The following is a 16,185-nucleotide window of genomic DNA, read 5'->3' as shown; positions in this document are numbered from 1 at the left end:
ACAATCACTGTTTAAAGGATAAACCGCGTCACCATGCCATTGAGGTCCACCGCCAGGCGCGACAGTTCCTGGCTGGCCGCCGAGGTCTGCGTGGCGCCGGCGGCGGTCTGGGTGGACAGGTCGCGAATGTTCACCAGGCTGCGGTCCACATCGCGCGCCACCAGCGCCTGCTGCTCGGCGGCGCTGGCAATGACCAGGTTGCGCTCGCTGATCTGCGAGATCGCCGCGGTGATTTTTTCCAGCGCGCTGCCGGCACTGTTGGCCCGCTGCAGCGTCTGGCCGGCGTGTTCGGCACTGCTGTTGAGTGCGTCGACGGTGTCCTGGGTGCCTTGCTGGATGCCGGTGATCATCTGCTCGATTTCTTCGGTGGAGTCCTGGGTGCGCTGCGCCAGCGAGCGCACTTCATCGGCGACCACCGCAAAACCACGCCCGGCCTCGCCCGCACGGGCGGCTTCGATGGCGGCGTTGAGCGCCAGCAGGTTGGTTTGCCCGGCGATGCCACGAATCACTTCCAGCACTTTGCTGATGTCCTGGGCCTGCACGGCCAGGCCTTCGGCCTTGTTCGACGCGCCGAGCACTTCATCCACCAGGTTCTGGATCGAACTGATGGTTTCGCTGATCTGGTAGTGGCCGTGCTTGCTGTCTTCATCGGAAGCCTTGGAGGCTTCGGCGCTGGACACTGCGTTGCCGGCCACCTCGTCCACTGCCGAACTCATTTCGGTCACGGCCGTCGCAGCCTGTTCGATCTCGTCGTTCTGTGCCTGCAGGCCACGGGTGCTCTGCTCCATCACCGAGCTCATTTCTTCGGCGGCGGAAGCCAGTTGTTGGGCGGATTCGCTGATGCCACGAATGGTGCTTTGCAACTGTTCCTGCATGGTCGCCAGGGCGCCCAACAGTTGCGCCGGCTCGTCATGGCCGTGCACCACGATCGGCTGGCTGAGGTCGCCGCCGGCGATGGTACGCGCCACGATCAACGCCTGTCCGAGCGGCGCGGTGATGCTGCGGGTCAGCAGCCACGCCAGCAGCAAGGTGGCAATCAGCGCGACCACGATGATCAGCCCGACAACCCACTGCGCGCTCGAATAGGTCTCGGCAGCCGCGTCGGCTGCCGCTTCGACACCTTTCTGGTTGAACGCGATCAGGTCTTCCAGGTTCTGGTTGAGGGCCATGCCCTGGGGCGCCAGGCGCACGTTCAGCAGATCGATGGCGTCTTGTTGCTGGTCCTTGTCGACCAGGGCAACCATCTGGCCGACGGTGCCCAGGTAGGTCGCCACATTGCTTTTTGCCTGCTGGAGCATTTCACGCTCTGCATCGTTGTTCAGCAGGCTTTCGTGACGCTCCAGCAGCGCTTGCAATTCACTGGTGTTGCGCGTGATCAAGGCCCGGCTGGTGTCGCGTATCCGCGATTCGTCGGTGGTGACCAGGCGCAGGCCTTCCAGGCGAATGTTGGCGACGTAGGCGGCGATGTCGTGAGCGTTCTCGATGCTCGGCATCCAGGCGTCTTCGATGACCAGCGCGCTCTCGCGCAGCTTGGCCATCTGACCCAGGCCAAACAGGCCGACAATCACCAGCAGACTGGCCAATACCCCAAAGCTCAATCCGGCACGCAGGCCGATTTTCATATTCCTCAATGACATCTCAATGCTCCTTGGGCAATTAAAACCTGATCCCGGATCGGTCTTTGGACCTTGTTAGGGTGGGAAAGGGCGCGCTATATATCAAAGTGCCATCAAGGTGGTAATCAGGGTTTCCCTTAGTTGGATCCAAAGCATTGCTAGGGGGATGTACCCTCGAGGCGCCGCGCGATTTTCCTGGTTCACGCTGGCAGGCCACGTCGATGAAGGCCTGGGGTGAAAACGGCGTGCGACTTTTGGGTGCGTTTATTGACCGTACAGTCGAAATAAATAAATTGAAAATAAATGTACAAAGTGAACGAAGTTGTACAACAGGGCGCTGAAAGTGGCCCTTCTCCTGTCTCCCTACACTGGCTAAGCTCAGGGCTTCCCGATGCCCGTTCGAGGTTTCCCGCATGTCGCTCACCACGCCCGCACTCGCCATTGCCCGCACGATCCTTGAAGGGTTCGACGACTACCGTGAGCACTTTCGCCAGATCACCGACGGTGCCCGCGAGCGTTTCGAAAAGGCCCAGTGGCAATTGGGGCAGGCGGCCTCGGCGGCGCGTATCAACTTGTATGAAGAGAAGGTCGGCGAGGTGACCGCACGCCTGCGGGCGAATTTTGCCGACGCGGCGTTGCTCGATATAGAGGTGTGGCCGTTGGTGAAAAGTGCCTACATCGGCCTGATCGACCTGCGTTTCGACGATGAGCTGTCCGAGACCTGGTACAACTCGATTTTCTGCGGCCTTTTCAGCCATGACCTGATCAGCGATGGCTGCATGTTTATCCACACCACCCGGCCCAGCCTGCGCCGGGCACGGGCGGCGCAGACGCGCACGTATACGCCGGGCGGCCAGATCGCCGAGATGCTGGCGCAGATCTTCGCCGATTACCGTTTCAGCGAACCCTACGCGGACCTCGCCGCCGACCTGCGCCGCCTCGAAGTGCAGCTGCGCGAAAACCTGCCGGACTGGGTATGCAAGGACCCGGACCTCAACGTCGAGCTGTTTTCCTCGGTGCTCTACCGCAACAAGGGCGCCTACCTTGTAGGACGTATCTACACCCGCGACGAACAGTGGCCGTTGGTGATCCCGCTGCTGCACCGTGAAGGGCAGGGCATCCAGATTGATGCACTGATTACCGACGAAGCCGATGTGTCGATCATCTTTTCGTTTACCCGTTCCTACTTCATGGTCGACGTGCCGGTGCCGGCGGAATTCATCGGTTTTCTCAAGCGCATCCTGCCGGGCAAGCACATTGCCGAGCTGTACACCTCCATCGGCTTCTACAAGCACGGCAAATCCGAGTTCTACCGCGCGCTGATCAACCACCTGGCGACCACCGACGACCGCTTTATCATGGCCCCCGGCGTGCGTGGCATGGTCATGAGCGTGTTTACGCTGCCCGGTTTCAACACCGTGTTCAAGATCATCAAGGACCGCTTTTCGCCGTCGAAAAATGTCAACCGCGCCACGGTGATCGAGAAGTACCGCCTGGTCAAAAGCGTCGACCGCGTCGGGCGCATGGCCGACACCCAGGAATTCGCCGACTTCCGCTTCCCCTTGAGCAAATTCGAGCCGGAATGCCTGGCCGAGCTGCTCGAAGTCGCCGCCGGCACCGTCGAAGTCGAAGGCGACACCGTGCTGATTCGCCACTGCTGGACCGAACGGCGCATGACCCCGCTCAATCTTTATCTCGACAACGCCAACGACGCCCAGGTGCGCGAAGCCCTGGAAGACTACGGCCTGGCGATCAAGCAACTGGCGGCGGCGAATATCTTCCCCGGCGATATGCTGCTGAAGAACTTCGGCGTCACCCGCCACGGCCGCGTGGTGTTCTACGACTACGACGAGATCTGCTTTCTCACCGAAGCCAACTTCCGCCATATTCCTGCGCCGCGCACGCCCGAGGACGAAATGGCCTCTGAACCCTGGTACTCCATCGGCCCGCTGGACGTGTTCCCGGAAGAATTTCCGCCGTTCCTGTTCGCCGATGCGGGCCAGCGCAAGTTGTTCAATGAACTGCATGGCGAGTTGTACAACGCCGATTACTGGAAGGGTTTGCAGGACGCGATTCGCGCGGGGAAGGTGATTGATGTGTTTCCGTATCGGCGTAAAGAGAGTCATGACGCACAGGTCATTGTTTGAGTAATCAGCTGTGCGGTCAGATGTTTTATGTGGTGGGGTGGGTTTTGAACAAGGTTTTTAACCGGCGCGGTGTGAATGTTCTGATAAGCGATTTTATCACCGCCGCGTAAAAGGTAGTACGGTCTATTGAGATAAGTCCGATGGCCTCTCATAGGTTTCACAACTAAATTTAGTTGCTGTCAGTCAATTATTAATCTCAGCGGGCGGAGGTGTTTATGCCTATAGATCGTTTTTCACCCCATCGTGTGGCCACTTATGGTGAGCATTCTTTTTCTAATAAAACCCAAAGTATGGCGCCGGTAAAACCGTCGGAGAGTTCCTGGGGGGCACCCAGCGCTTCACCTCGACACCAGGAACGTGAGAAGGCACAGAAAGTGCTTAACACTCTCGATAGCCTTCCCAAGGTTTTTCCACAAACCGCCGTCGACAGGCAATCACTTGATAGGCCTGCGGGCTTGTTGGAGCGAAGAATAGCATTGCTTGACCGCAGCGAAACAACCACTGATCCGACGCAAAAATTTCGGATCAACAACGCGCTCAAGGCAAATCAAGAACACTATAAGGGGTCAATGCAGGATCTGCATAAAGAGTCTGCCCATGGCCAACTTCATAACCCCAGCGAACAAAACAGGAACCGCCTGAGCAACTGGAGCGATATATTGCTTAATACCAATAAAGATATATCCTTTTTGCCAAAGTGAGGCGTTTGCTCTAGCGTAATTGCAAGTGTTGAAGGCCTTGGCTGCTGGTGCTCTAAGAAGGAGTGCCGGTAGTGCAAGGTTGTGTCCGTGTTCCAGTAGATTATGCACTATTGGCACCCAGGCACTGGATGCCAATAGTTCTAGGTAATGTGAAACCAGAAAGTAGCGTAATTTACCAAGTGGGCTTAATCGTGAGCTTTCATTTTAAACGCGAGACAAGAGGCTCATCAGTCCGTTCGTAACGCTGTTTGCGATTCGATTTGCCGTCAGGTTGGTGGCCGGCGCGGATGGATCATGGCTATTACGGGGCGAAGACTGAATGCCTGTTGCTTGCGCATAGCTGGGAAGATGTTCGTAGGGCGGCGGGCTCTCAGGGCTCATTACTACAGCGTAAGAGGGCGGGTTATCTGGGCGCGTAGTGGTCGGCGGGATCAGCATGGAAGCTCCGGTTCATGTTAAAAATGGAAGTTGTTGTCTGGAAGTCTCATTTAACCTTTCCTATGCCCTCCATCCCATCGGACTTCTGCTGTTGAAAACACAGAATGATCCACTCAGTGTTGTAGTAAATGTCGCCGTGGGCGATGACTGAAGCTGGCGCGTGAGTGACGCGTCAGCCTGCCGTCAAGGGAGCAAGAGTCGTGACTTCAAACATCACATGCTGTAATTGGCCCGCCCCCTTGTGTTCGGCGCAACATTCAATCAGGCGACTTCCTGATTTTTGCGCGTCATAGACTGCTCATGAAGTTCATTCCCCGATTGGCCTGGCTTCTAGAGTGGAACTCCGAGATTCGATTCGCCGTCAGGTTTGTTGGGCGCTCCGATGAGGCTTGGCGGCTGGCGGATGTTGATGACGGCTTTTCGGTATAGGCCGGAGGGAATTCATAGCTTGGCGGTGGCTGGGTTTTTGCCGAGCGTGGTTGGGCATCGATAGATTCCTGGTAACTCGGCAGGCGCGGCGTGACAGAATCGATTGGCATATTAAGCTCCGTTTTGAATAGGGAATATTTTGATTTGCTTGAGGTTTCCGGCGATTCATTGAAGCCTGCGTATCTCACCCATCAAATCGGACTTTCTCTTTTTAACAGTGTGAAGGGCGCTCAAAGCCTTGTAGTAAAAGTCGTTACTGGTGGCGGGAAAGGGACCATTGCAAAGTGATGGAGCGTCTCCTGCCGTGGCGAAATCTGCGACAATCCCCTCCATACCATTGATTAATGCTGCGCAGGCCTCACCTGCCTCACCCAAAAGACCCTTGCCGCCCTGATGACTGACCAAGCGCCCGCTATCGACCAACTGCTGAAAAACCTCGATCACGCCATGCTCGCCGACCGCCACCGCTTGCGGCGGCAGTTGCTCGAGCTGCGCAAGAAACCCGACGAGGAGAAGTTGGCGCAGTGGGTGACGCGCATGCAGGCGTCCTGTGCCCAGGTGACGGCGCGGCGCGCCAGCCTGCCGGTGATTCGTTACGACGACAGCCTGCCGATTGCGGCCAAGCGTGACGAGATCAAGGATGCGCTGAACAAGCATCAGGTGCTGATCATTGCCGGTGAAACCGGCTCGGGTAAAACCACCCAGTTGCCGAAGATCTGCCTGGAAATCGGCCGCGGCCAGTACGGCCTGATCGGCCACACCCAGCCGCGCCGGATTGCTGCGCGCAGCGTTGCCAGCCGGGTTGCCGAAGAGTTGGCGACGCCGTTGGGCGCGCTGGTCGGTTATCAGGTGCGCTTTGAAGACCAGAGCGATTCCAACACCCTGATCAAGCTGATGACCGATGGCATCCTGCTCGCCGAAACCCAGAACGACCGGTATCTGGAACGCTACGACACGATCATCGTCGACGAAGCCCACGAACGCAGCCTCAATATCGACTTCCTGCTGGGTTACCTGAAAACCCTGCTGCCGCGTCGCCCCGACCTGAAAGTCATCATCACGTCGGCGACCATCGACCTGGAGCGTTTCTCCAAACATTTCGACGATGCGCCGATTGTCGAAGTGTCGGGCCGCACCTTCCCGGTCGATACCTGGTACCGCCCGCTGACCCTGGAGCAGGACGAGGAGGGCAACCGCGTCGAGGACGACTTGACGGTTGACCAGGCGATCCTCGCCACCCTCGATGAAATTGCCGCCTATGAGCGCAGCGAGCGCCGCGGCCCCGGCGACGTGTTGGTGTTTTTGCCCGGCGAGCGCGAGATCCGTGACGCTGCCGAGATGCTGCGCAAGGCCCAGCTCAAGCACACCGAAATTTTGCCGTTGTACGCGCGGCTGTCGCCGGCCGAACAGCAGCGGATTTTCCAGTCCCACCCTGGGCGGCGCGTGGTACTGGCGACCAACGTCGCCGAAACCTCGCTGACCGTGCCGGGCATCCGCTATGTCATCGACAGCGGCACCGCGCGCATCAGCCGCTACAGCTACCGCGCCAAAGTGCAGCGCCTGCCGATCGAGGCGATTTCCCAGGCCAGTGCCAACCAGCGTAAGGGCCGATGCGGGCGGGTTGAGCCGGGCATCTGCGTGCGCTTGTACAGCGAAGAGGATTTTATCGCCCGTCCGGAATTCACCGACCCGGAGATCCTGCGTACCAACCTCGCCGCTGTGATCCTGCAGATGCTGCACCTGCGCCTGGGCGAAATCACCGATTTCCCGTTTATCGAACCGCCGGATGGCAAGGCCATCAGCGACGGTTTCAATTTGCTGCAAGAACTCTCGGCGGTAGACCGCAACAGCCAGTTGACGCCGCTGGGCCGCCAACTGGCGCGCCTGCCGGTGGACCCGCGCATGGGCCGCATGCTGCTGGAAGCGGCCAAGCTCGGCAGCCTGCAGGAAGTGTTGATTGTCGCCAGCGCCATGTCGATCCAGGACCCGCGCGAGCGTCCGCCGGAACGCCAGCAAGCCGCCGACCAGGCGCACGCCCAGTGGAAAGACGCCGACTCGGACTTCGCTGGGTTGGTCAATCTGTGGCGCGGCTTTGAAGAGCAGCGCCAGGCATTGACCGCCAGCCCGCTGCGCAACTGGTGCCGCAAGAACTTCCTGAATTATCTGCGCCTGCGCGAGTGGCGTGATTCCCACCGCCAGTTGAGCCTGATCTGCCGCGACATGCAGCTGACCGTCAATAAAGAGCCGGCGGACTTCCCGAAACTGCACAAGGCGGTGCTGTCCGGCCTGCTCAGCCAGATCGGCCAGAAGACTGAAGAGGGCGATTACCTTGGTGCACGCCAGCGACGCTTCTGGATTCACCCGTCCTCGGGCATCGGCAAGAAGCGCCCGCAATGGCTGATGACCGCCGAACTGGTGGAAACCACCAAGCTCTACGCGCGCATGGTGGCGAAGATCGATGCCGACTGGATCGAGCCGCTGGCCGGGCACCTGATCAAGAAAAACCACTTCGAACCGCATTGGGAAAAGAAGCGCGGCCAGGTCGTCGCCTTTGAACAGATCACCCTGTTCGGGCTGATCGTGGTCGGGCGTCGTCCGGTGCATTACGGGCCGATTGACCCGGTGGTGTCGCGCGAGCTGTTTATCCGCGAAGGCCTGGTGCGTGGCGAAATTCAGTCGCGGGCCAAGTGCCTCACGGCCAATCAGCAACTGCTTGAACAGCTTGATGAGCTGGAGGCCAAGGCGCGTCGGCGGGACATCCTCGCCGACGAAGAAACCCTGTACGCCTTCTACGATGCGCGCCTGCCGGCGGAGATCCACCAGACCGCCACGTTCGACAGCTGGTACAAGGTCAACAGCCAGAAAGACCCGCAACTGCTGATCATGCGCGAAGAAGACGTGCTGGCCCGCGAGGCCAGCGAGGTCACCGCCGCGCATTATCCGGACACCCTGCACCTGGGCGACCTGGCGCTGGCCTTGAGTTACCACTTCGAGCCCAATCATCCACGCGACGGCGTAACCCTGCGCGTCCCCGCACCGCTGCTGCCGGCGTTGCCGCCGGAGCGCCTGGAATGGCTGGTGCCCGGGGTGATCGAAGCCAAATGTATCGCCCTGGTGCGCAACTTGCCGAAGGCGTTGCGCAAGAACTTCGTACCGGTGCCGGATTTCGTCAAGGCGGCGTTGCAGCGCATTGAATTCGGCCAGGGCTCGCTGCCCCAGGCCCTGGGCCGGGAACTGCTGCGCATGACCGGCGCACGGGTCAGCGATGAAGCCTGGGCCGAGGCCGCGCAGCAGGTGGACAGCCACCTGAAGATGAACCTGGAAGTGGTCGATGGCGAGGGCAAGTTCCTCGGCGAAGGCCGCGACCTGGCGGAGCTGACGGCACGTTTTGCGCAAGCCAGCCAAGCGGCCTTGGCGGTACCGCAGACGGCGAAGAGCCAGCAGCCGGTGGAGGCCAAGGTGTTCGCCGCGGTGGCCGAGAAGACCCAGCAGAACATCGCCGGCCTGTCGATGACCGTCTACCCGGCGCTCGTGGAGGAAAACGGCACGGTCAAGGAAGGGCGTTTCTCCACCGCTGCCGAAGCCGAGTTCCAGCATCGCCGCGCGTTGCAGCGCCTGCTGATGCAGCAACTGGCGGAACCGGCGAAATTCCTGCGCGGCAAATTGCCCGGCCTCACTGAATTGGGCCTGATGTACCGCGAACTGGGGCGCATCGACGCGCTGGTCGAAGACATCCTGCTGGCCAGCCTCGACAGCTGCGTGCTGGAAGGCGAAGCCAGCTTGCCGCGTGACGGCGCCGGCCTCGCCGCGTTGGCCGAACGCAAGCGTGGCACTTGGACCGAACATGCCGAACGCCTGGCACGCTTGACCCTGGAGGTGTTGAAACTCTGGCACGGCCTGCAAAAGCGCTTCAAGGGCAAGATCGACCTGGCCCAGGCGGTGGCCCTCAACGACATCAAGCAACAATTGAGTAACCTGGTGTATCCCGGTTTTGTGCGCGAAACCCCGGCGCAGTGGTTCAAGGAGCTGCCGCGATTCCTCAAGGCCATCGAATTGCGTCTGGAGAAACTGCCGAGCCAGGTGCAAAAGGATCGGGTGTGGAGCACCGAACTGAGCGGCCTGTGGGCGCAATACCAGAACCGCCTGAACAAACACACCCAGGAAGGCAAGCGCGACCCGCAGCTGGAGCTCTATCGCTGGTGGCTGGAGGAGTATCGGGTGTCGTTGTTTGCCCAGCAGCTCGGCACCAAAGTGCCGATTTCCGACAAGCGCCTGAGCAAGCAATGGAGCCTGGTCGAGGCTTGAAATTGTGGTGAGCGGGCTTGCTAAGGCTGGCGGGCTTGTCGTGGCAGATGGGTTTTCTTGGTGGTGAGTGGCCTTTTTGTGGTGAGCAGGCTTGTTGGGGTGAGCAGCCCTGTGTGGTGAGCAGGCCTGTTGTGGCTGGCGGGCTTTTCGTGGTGAGCAGGCTTGTCCTGCGTTGGGCTGCGAAGCAGCCCTAAAACCAGCTCACCGGATCTATCTGGCAGACCGAGGAGGTTGGACTGGGGCTGCTGCGTAGCCCAACGCAGGGCAAGCCTGCTCGCCACAACAAGCCTGCTCACCACAAAAAGTCTGCTTGCCACCACAGGCTCGCCAGCCACAACAAGGCCGCTCACCACAACAAGCCTGCTTGCCACAGGGCCAACACCACTGCACAGCGGGTTTATCGGGCACATGGCGCCAAATCCCAGGGTTTGTGGCAAACTTCGCGGTTATAAATGCCGGGATCGTCGGGATGGGCTGGCGTACAGCCACGGCGCGATGGAATAAAGCGTTGCCAGTTTGATGCCGCTGGACGGAATCGAACGACTTACAGTTTGGTACGACGGTACCAATATCTTCTGCCTGACAGATTTAGAGGAACGACCGTGCATAACGTCGTCATCAGCGGCACTGGCCTGTATACCCCGGCCAACAGCATCTCCAACGAAGAGCTGGTGCAGTCTTTCAATACCTACGTGCAGCAGTTCAACGCCGACAACGCCGCCGCCATCGAGCGTGGTGACGTTCAGCCGCTGACCGAATCCAGCGCCGCCTTTATCGAAAAAGCCTCGGGCATCAAGAGCCGCTTTGTCATGGACAAGGACGGCATTCTCGACCCGCAGCGCATGGCCCCGCGTCTGCCCGAGCGCAGCAATGACGAGTGGTCGGTGCTTTGCCAGATGGCCGTCGGCGCTGCCGAACAGGCCCTGCAGCGCGCCGGCAAGACCGCCGCCGACATCGACGGCGTGATCGTCGCCTGCTCCAACCTGCAGCGCGCCTATCCGGCCATTGCCATCGAAGTCCAGGAAGCCCTGGGCATCGAAGGGTTCGGTTTCGACATGAACGTGGCGTGTTCCTCGGCGACCTTTGGCATCCAGAACGCCGCCAACAGCATTCAGCTGGGCCAGGCGCGGGCGATCCTGATGGTCAACCCGGAGGTCTGCACCGGCCACCTGAACTTCCGTGACCGCGACAGCCACTTCATCTTCGGCGACGCCGCCACCGCGGTGATCCTCGAGCGTGCCGACCTGGCCACCTCCGAGCACCAGTTCGACGTGGTCAGCACCAAGCTGCTGACCAAGTTCTCGAACAACATCCGCAACAACTTCGGCTTCCTCAACCGCGCGGCGGAAGAGGGCATCGGCGCGCCCGACAAGCTGTTCGTGCAGGAAGGCCGCAAAGTGTTCCGCGATGTCTGCCCGATGGTCGCCGAGCTGATCGGTGTGCACCTGGAAGAAAACCAGTTGAACGTGGCAGACGTGAAGCGCTTCTGGCTGCACCAGGCCAACCTGAGCATGAACCACCTGATTGTGAAGAAACTGCTGGGCCGCGAAGCCTCGGTGGAAGAAGCGCCGGTGATCCTCGATACTTACGCCAACACCAGCTCGGCCGGCTCGGTGATTGCGTTCCACACCTACCAGGACGACCTGCCCAAGGGCGCTGTCGCGGTACTCAGTTCGTTTGGCGCAGGCTATTCGATCGGTAGCGTGATCCTGCGCAAGCGCTGATCTACCGGGGTAACGCCGTCCCTGTAGGCGACGGCTTGCCAGCGATCGCATCAGCGCGGTGCGACTGAATCACCCAGGTGCCTGCAACGCTGGCAAGCCAACTCCTACCAGGGCCTGGTTGCTGCATTAGCGGGCTTGCACAGTGGAATCGAGGTAGACATGGCAGCAGCGGACGACGCGCACCTGCTTGAACGTTTGCTCAAGGGTGAGCAGCGGGCCTACAAGGAATTGGTCACCACCTATCAAAGCGCGATGCGCGCGGTGGCCTATGCCATTGTCGGGCAGCGCCATGCCGATGAGGTGGTGCAGGACGCCTGGCTGTCGGTGGTACGCAACCTGGCCCGGTTCGAGGGGCGCTCCAGCCTCAAGACCTGGCTGCTGACCATCACGGCCAACGCCGCCAAGGGTCGCTATAAGCAGAATCGCCGGGAAGTGCTGCTCGACGATCTGCCTTCGCCCCATGGCACCATTGGCGACGATCGTTTTACCCCCGATGATGGCCACTGGGCTGTCGCGCCCTACGCCTGGCACCAGGACACCCCCGAAGCCTTGCTGACCGAGGATGAACTGCGCAAGTGCCTGGAGCATACGTTGCTGAACCTGTCTGATTTGCAAAGCAGCGTGCTGGTATTGCGCGAACGCCAGGGCCTGGAGTTGGAAGAGATCTGTAATCTTCTGACACTCTCGCTCTCCAATGTCCGTGTGCTGTTGCATCGAGCACGGCTTAAAGTCTTCGCCACGGTGGAGCATTTTGAGGAAACGGGCGAATGTTGACCTGTAAAGAGCAAGTGGCGCGGTCCAGTGACTATCTCGATGGGCAATTGACCTTTCGCGAGCGTCTGCTGGTGCGTCATCACTTGATGTTCTGCCCGAACTGCCGACGGTTCATCCGTCAGATGCGCCTGATGCAGGCGACGCTGAAGATCATGCCGCAAGCGCCGGTAAAGGATGTGGATGCCTTGGCGCAGCGCCTGGCTGACGAGCGACTCAAGGATCAGAAAGGCGAGGAATAGGCAGGCTCGCGTGGGTGGGGCGAACGGATGATGGGGATCTCCCCGCCCACGCAAGACTGTTACAACCACCTCGGGCCGTCCTGGCCCAAGGCGTTCAACGCTGGCACTTAGAACTTGGCTTCTGCATCCAGCTGCAGGGTGTTGGCGTTCGCGTCGCGGTAGCCCGGGGCGCTGGCGTAATCGGCCTTGGTCAGGAAGTACGTGGCGCCGATGGCGAAGTTCTTGTCGATGTCGTAGCCGACCTTGAACTTGTGACCGCGCGCACCGGTGAAGCCGCCGGCGAAGTCGGAGTCGGTGAAGGCGCCAACCACTGCGTAGCGCTGTACGTCGCGGTAGTTGTAGTCCAGGTTGAAGCCGAACACCTTGGACTTGGCACCCAGCAACCAGGCAGTGTCCTGATCTTTTTGAGTGGCTTCGTTGTTCTTCACGTATTGACCGTAGAACGACAACGGTACGGCCAGGCCGCCGATATCGACTTGGCTGAAGCCTTCATACAAACGGTATTCGCTGGCATTGCCGGCTGCGGTGTTGGCAATGGTTTCGGCCGGCGTCAGGCATTGAGTCGAGCCAGCGGTGGGGCAGCGGCTGTCCTGGTCGTTCTGAAAGGCGTAGACGCTGCCACCCAGGGTGACTTTCAGGTTGTCGGTGAGGGAGAAACGCGAGCCCAACTGGCCGGCCGTCATGCGCAGGTCATTGCGAAATTGCACGCCTTCGCCGTTGACGTTGTCCTTGAGGGTGTAGTTACCCAGGCTGCCGAACAGCTCGGCGCTGGTGCCCAATGGGTATTTGTAGGTCACCGCCAGGCCTTCCGGGTTGACATCGCTGTCCCAGATCACATCGCCCATGCTGACCCAGGGTTGCAGCATCTTGCCGCCAATCACGTGCAGGTTCTTGATCTGGTCCGGGTGATAGTCGATGTAGCCGAGGTCCAGCCACAGCGACTTCTTGTTGAAGTAGCTGTCCAGGTCCTGGTTGGTGGAGCGCGCGTCTTCGCTGTTGCCGGTGGCGATACGGATACCGGTGTCGACCTGCGAGTTGATTTCGGTATAGGCGCCCAGTCGGGCACGGATGCGCTGGCGATCCTTGTCCTTGCCACCGTTGTTGGGGGTGCCGTCGATCTTGACGGTTTCCTGGCGGAAACGCACATCACCCTTGAGCTGGGTCTTCGCGGCCCAGGCCAACTTCTGGTCGAACACGCTGAGGTCGTTGGTTTTTTTCGCGGTGGCCGCGATCTGTTCGTTGGTCTCTTGTTGAGCTTGCTGTGCGATCTGCTTTTCTTTCTGATCCTTGGCCAGTTCCGCTTGCAGCTCGGTGTACTGCGCCGCAGTGATCTGGCCATTGGCCTTGAGCATGTCGAGCAATTTAGCGTCGACTGCAGCGCTGGCCGGAACGCTCAGGGCCAGTAACAGGCCGCCGCACAGGACCGCCGCAGTTTTAGTGGAAGCAAGACGCATATCAATCTCCGAAAGTGAGGAGGGATGGCAAACCATCCAGGACACAACCGACCGATGACGGACGGAAAAATAACCACCTGTTAGAACCAGGCGCTCTAAAAACAGGCGTCAGTATCACGATCGTTTATGACGCAACAGTGGCGAAGTGATGTCATCTAGATGACAAATTATTTAAGAATGGAACTATCGGTTTAGAGCCTTGTCCGGCGATTTGAGGGTGTGCTGGGCTCGGCGATAAGCGATACTCGCGAGGCTTTCACGCCATGACGTAGTGAGGATGCCGATGCCGTTGCAACGCCTGGACAGCCTGTCCGAAATCGCCCCGCAGGTTTGGGATGCACTGGTGCCGCAGGCCCAACCTTTCGTGCGACACGCCTTCCTCAGCGCGCTGGAAGACAGCGCCAGCCTGGGCCCCCAATCGGGCTGGCAACCGGAGCACTTGTTGCACTGGGAGGGCGATCGGCTGGTGGCGGCCTTGCCCAGTTATCGCAAGTGGCATTCCTATGGCGAGTACGTGTTCGACCACGGCTGGGCGGATGCCTGTGAGCGGGCGGGCATCGACTATTACCCCAAGCTGTTGACGGCCGTGCCGTTCAGTCCGGTCAGCGGGCCGCGCCTGCTGGCGGCCAATGCCGAGGACGGGTTTGAGCTGCTCAACAGCCTCTCGGGCTATCTGGAAATCGAAGGCCTCTCCAGCGCCCATATCAATTTCACCGACGCGTTGGCCGATGATGCGCTGGCCCGGCAACCCGGCTGGTTGCAGCGCCTGGGGTGTCAGTTTCACTGGCAGAACCGTGGCTACCGCGACTTCCAGGATTTCCTCGACGCGCTCAGTTCGCGCAAGCGCAAACAGATGCGCAAAGAACGCGAACAGGTGGCGGGGCAGGGCATCGACTTCGAGTGGCTGCAAGGCCATGAGCTGAGCGAAGCGCAATGGGATTTTGTCTACGCCTGCTACGCCAATACCTACGCGGTACGCCGCCAATCGCCCTACCTGACCCGCGCGTTTTTCAGCCTGCTGGCCGAACGCATGCCCGAGGCGATCCGAGTGGTGCTGGCCAAGCAAGGTAGTCGCCCGGTGGCCATGGCCTTCAGCCTGATCGGTGGCGACAGCTTCTATGGCCGCTACTGGGGCTGCCTGGCCGAGTTTGATCGACTGCATTTCGAAACCTGTTTCTACCAGGGCATGGACTACGCCATCGCCCACGGCCTGCAACGCTTCGACGCCGGCGCCCAGGGCGAGCACAAGCTCATTCGCGGGTTCGAGCCGGTGATTACCCGCTCATGGCACTACTTGCGTCATCCGGGGTTGAAGAATGCGGTGGAGGACTTCCTGGCACGCGAACAGGTGGGAATCCTGGCGTATGCCGAAGAAGCGCGGGCAGCCCTACCGTATCGGCAGGGCTGACCGGTTTGCCTTAAGCCGGCTCCTCCTTGCCCAGCCATCGATAGGCCACGCCGGCTATCGCCGCACCCAGCAATGGCGCGAGCCAGAACATCCACAACTGCTGGATCGCCCACCCGCCCACGATCAGCGCCGGGCCCGTACTGCGGGCCGGGTTGACCGAGGTGTTGGTCACGGGGATGGAGATCAGGTGGATCAAGGTCAAGGCCAGGCCAATGGCGATGGGCGCGAGGCCCTTGGGCGCGCGGTGGTCAGTGGCGCCGAGGATGATCAGCAGGAACATGGCTGTCATCACCAGCTCACAGACAAACCCCGCTGCCATTGAATAGCCGCCCGGCGAATGCTCGCCATAGCCATTGGAGGCCAGGCCCGACGCGAGTTCAAACCCCGGTTTGCCGCTGGCAATGAAATACAGCAAGGCGGCGGCGAGTGTGCCGCCAATGACTTGAGCCACGATGTACGCCGGTAACTCCCTGGCCGGAAATCTTCCGCCCACGACCAGCCCCACCGAGACCGCCGGGTTGAGGTGACAACCACTGATGTGCCCGATGGCGACTGCCATGGTCAGCACCGTGAGCCCGAACGCCAGGGCCACCCCCAACAATCCGATCCCGACTGCAGGAAACGCTGCGGCCAACACCGCACTCCCGCAACCGCCCAACACCAGCCAAAACGTACCTAACCCCTCTGTGACTGAACGCTTGAACAAAGACATGCAACCCGTCCTTGATAGATCGCTCTACCCAATCCGTAAATCAGTGATGCTCCCTGCAGATTTACTTCAGCGCCCGTCTGGGCACTGCTCTGAAGTACAGCACGGATACGGCACAAATCCAGGCGAAAAAAAGCGCCAGCCCTTTGAAACAGAGGGCTGGCGCCGTTTTAACCTGGAGTCGGCTTGCCGGTGATGGCGCCCAAACACCTCGGTGATCTTTTGGGCCTCATCGCCGGCA

Annotated in this window: 10 protein-coding genes; 7 read left to right on the top strand and 3 right to left on the bottom strand. The window is 60.2% G+C overall.

What is annotated here, in order from left to right; genetic code table 11:
* Positions 1 to 11 precede the first annotated feature (11 nt).
* On the bottom strand, positions 12 to 1,622 hold the full coding sequence (locus tag AC07SI_RS18690; protein ID WP_495006272.1) for a methyl-accepting chemotaxis protein: 1,611 nt from the start codon (positions 1,620 to 1,622) through the stop codon (positions 12 to 14).
* A gap of 407 nt (positions 1,623 to 2,029) precedes the next feature.
* On the opposite strand from AC07SI_RS18690, the gene aceK reads away from it, so the two are divergent.
* From aceK to AC07SI_RS18660, 6 genes are all read left to right on the top strand, one after another.
* Complete coding sequence (gene aceK, locus AC07SI_RS18685; protein ID WP_495006248.1) at positions 2,030 to 3,763, top strand: bifunctional isocitrate dehydrogenase kinase/phosphatase; 1,734 nt, start codon at positions 2,030 to 2,032, stop codon at positions 3,761 to 3,763.
* Between the two features lie 215 nt (positions 3,764 to 3,978).
* Positions 3,979 to 4,464 (top strand): hypothetical protein, encoded by a 486-nt coding sequence (locus AC07SI_RS18680; protein ID WP_495006247.1) that lies wholly within the window; start codon positions 3,979 to 3,981, stop codon positions 4,462 to 4,464.
* Positions 4,465 to 5,724: 1,260 nt separating this feature from the next.
* On the top strand, positions 5,725 to 9,636 hold the full coding sequence (hrpA, locus tag AC07SI_RS18675; protein ID WP_495006246.1) for an ATP-dependent RNA helicase HrpA: 3,912 nt from the start codon (positions 5,725 to 5,727) through the stop codon (positions 9,634 to 9,636).
* A gap of 602 nt (positions 9,637 to 10,238) precedes the next feature.
* Positions 10,239 to 11,360: a beta-ketoacyl-ACP synthase III gene (locus AC07SI_RS18670; RefSeq protein ID WP_065909636.1), complete on the top strand. Its 1,122-nt coding sequence runs from the start codon at positions 10,239 to 10,241 to the stop codon at positions 11,358 to 11,360.
* A gap of 159 nt (positions 11,361 to 11,519) precedes the next feature.
* Positions 11,520 to 12,134 carry an RNA polymerase sigma factor gene (locus AC07SI_RS18665; RefSeq protein WP_065909639.1) on the top strand — a complete coding sequence of 205 codons (615 nt, stop codon included), beginning with the start codon at positions 11,520 to 11,522 and terminating at the stop codon, positions 12,132 to 12,134.
* Complete coding sequence (locus AC07SI_RS18660; protein ID WP_201145684.1) at positions 12,128 to 12,373, top strand: zf-HC2 domain-containing protein; 246 nt, start codon at positions 12,128 to 12,130, stop codon at positions 12,371 to 12,373. The genes AC07SI_RS18665 and AC07SI_RS18660 overlap by 7 nt, the downstream gene beginning before the upstream one ends.
* A 107-nt stretch (positions 12,374 to 12,480) precedes the next feature.
* Here AC07SI_RS18660 and AC07SI_RS18655 read toward each other — a convergent pair whose 3' ends face one another.
* On the bottom strand, positions 12,481 to 13,827 hold the full coding sequence (locus AC07SI_RS18655; protein WP_065909643.1) for a putative porin: 1,347 nt from the start codon (positions 13,825 to 13,827) through the stop codon (positions 12,481 to 12,483).
* Between the two features lie 283 nt (positions 13,828 to 14,110).
* On the opposite strand from AC07SI_RS18655, the gene AC07SI_RS18650 reads away from it, so the two are divergent.
* On the top strand, positions 14,111 to 15,235 hold the full coding sequence (locus AC07SI_RS18650) for a GNAT family N-acetyltransferase (protein ID WP_495006245.1): 1,125 nt from the start codon (positions 14,111 to 14,113) through the stop codon (positions 15,233 to 15,235).
* A 10-nt stretch (positions 15,236 to 15,245) separates the two neighbouring features.
* On the opposite strand, the gene aqpZ is transcribed toward AC07SI_RS18650, so the two are convergent.
* Positions 15,246 to 15,947, bottom strand: a complete 702-nt coding sequence (gene aqpZ, locus AC07SI_RS18645) for an aquaporin Z (protein ID WP_065909644.1) — start codon at positions 15,945 to 15,947, stop codon at positions 15,246 to 15,248.
* Positions 15,948 to 16,185: the final 238 nt, after the last annotated feature.

The sequence above is a fragment of the Pseudomonas sp. GW821-FHT05D12 genome (assembly GCF_059419825.1).
Note: the sequence above shows the minus strand (reverse complement) of the source record. Positions and strands in the feature narration are given on the sequence as shown.

What these genes read in the sequence shown, in the direction of transcription:
- AC07SI_RS18690 (WP_495006272.1), bottom strand. Translation starts at nt 1,622, where the DNA reads ATGAAAATCGGCCTGCGTGCCGGATTGAGCTTTGGGGTATTGGCCAGT.
- aceK (WP_495006248.1), top strand. Translation starts at nt 2,030, where the DNA reads ATGTCGCTCACCACGCCCGCACTCGCCATTGCCCGCACGATCCTTGAA.
- AC07SI_RS18680 (WP_495006247.1), top strand. Translation starts at nt 3,979, where the DNA reads ATGCCTATAGATCGTTTTTCACCCCATCGTGTGGCCACTTATGGTGAG.
- hrpA (WP_495006246.1), top strand. Translation starts at nt 5,725, where the DNA reads ATGACTGACCAAGCGCCCGCTATCGACCAACTGCTGAAAAACCTCGAT.
- AC07SI_RS18665 (WP_065909639.1), top strand. Translation starts at nt 11,520, where the DNA reads ATGGCAGCAGCGGACGACGCGCACCTGCTTGAACGTTTGCTCAAGGGT.
- AC07SI_RS18660 (WP_201145684.1), top strand. Translation starts at nt 12,128, where the DNA reads ATGTTGACCTGTAAAGAGCAAGTGGCGCGGTCCAGTGACTATCTCGAT.
- AC07SI_RS18655 (WP_065909643.1), bottom strand. Translation starts at nt 13,827, where the DNA reads ATGCGTCTTGCTTCCACTAAAACTGCGGCGGTCCTGTGCGGCGGCCTG.
- AC07SI_RS18650 (WP_495006245.1), top strand. Translation starts at nt 14,111, where the DNA reads ATGCCGTTGCAACGCCTGGACAGCCTGTCCGAAATCGCCCCGCAGGTT.
- aqpZ (WP_065909644.1), bottom strand. Translation starts at nt 15,947, where the DNA reads ATGTCTTTGTTCAAGCGTTCAGTCACAGAGGGGTTAGGTACGTTTTGG.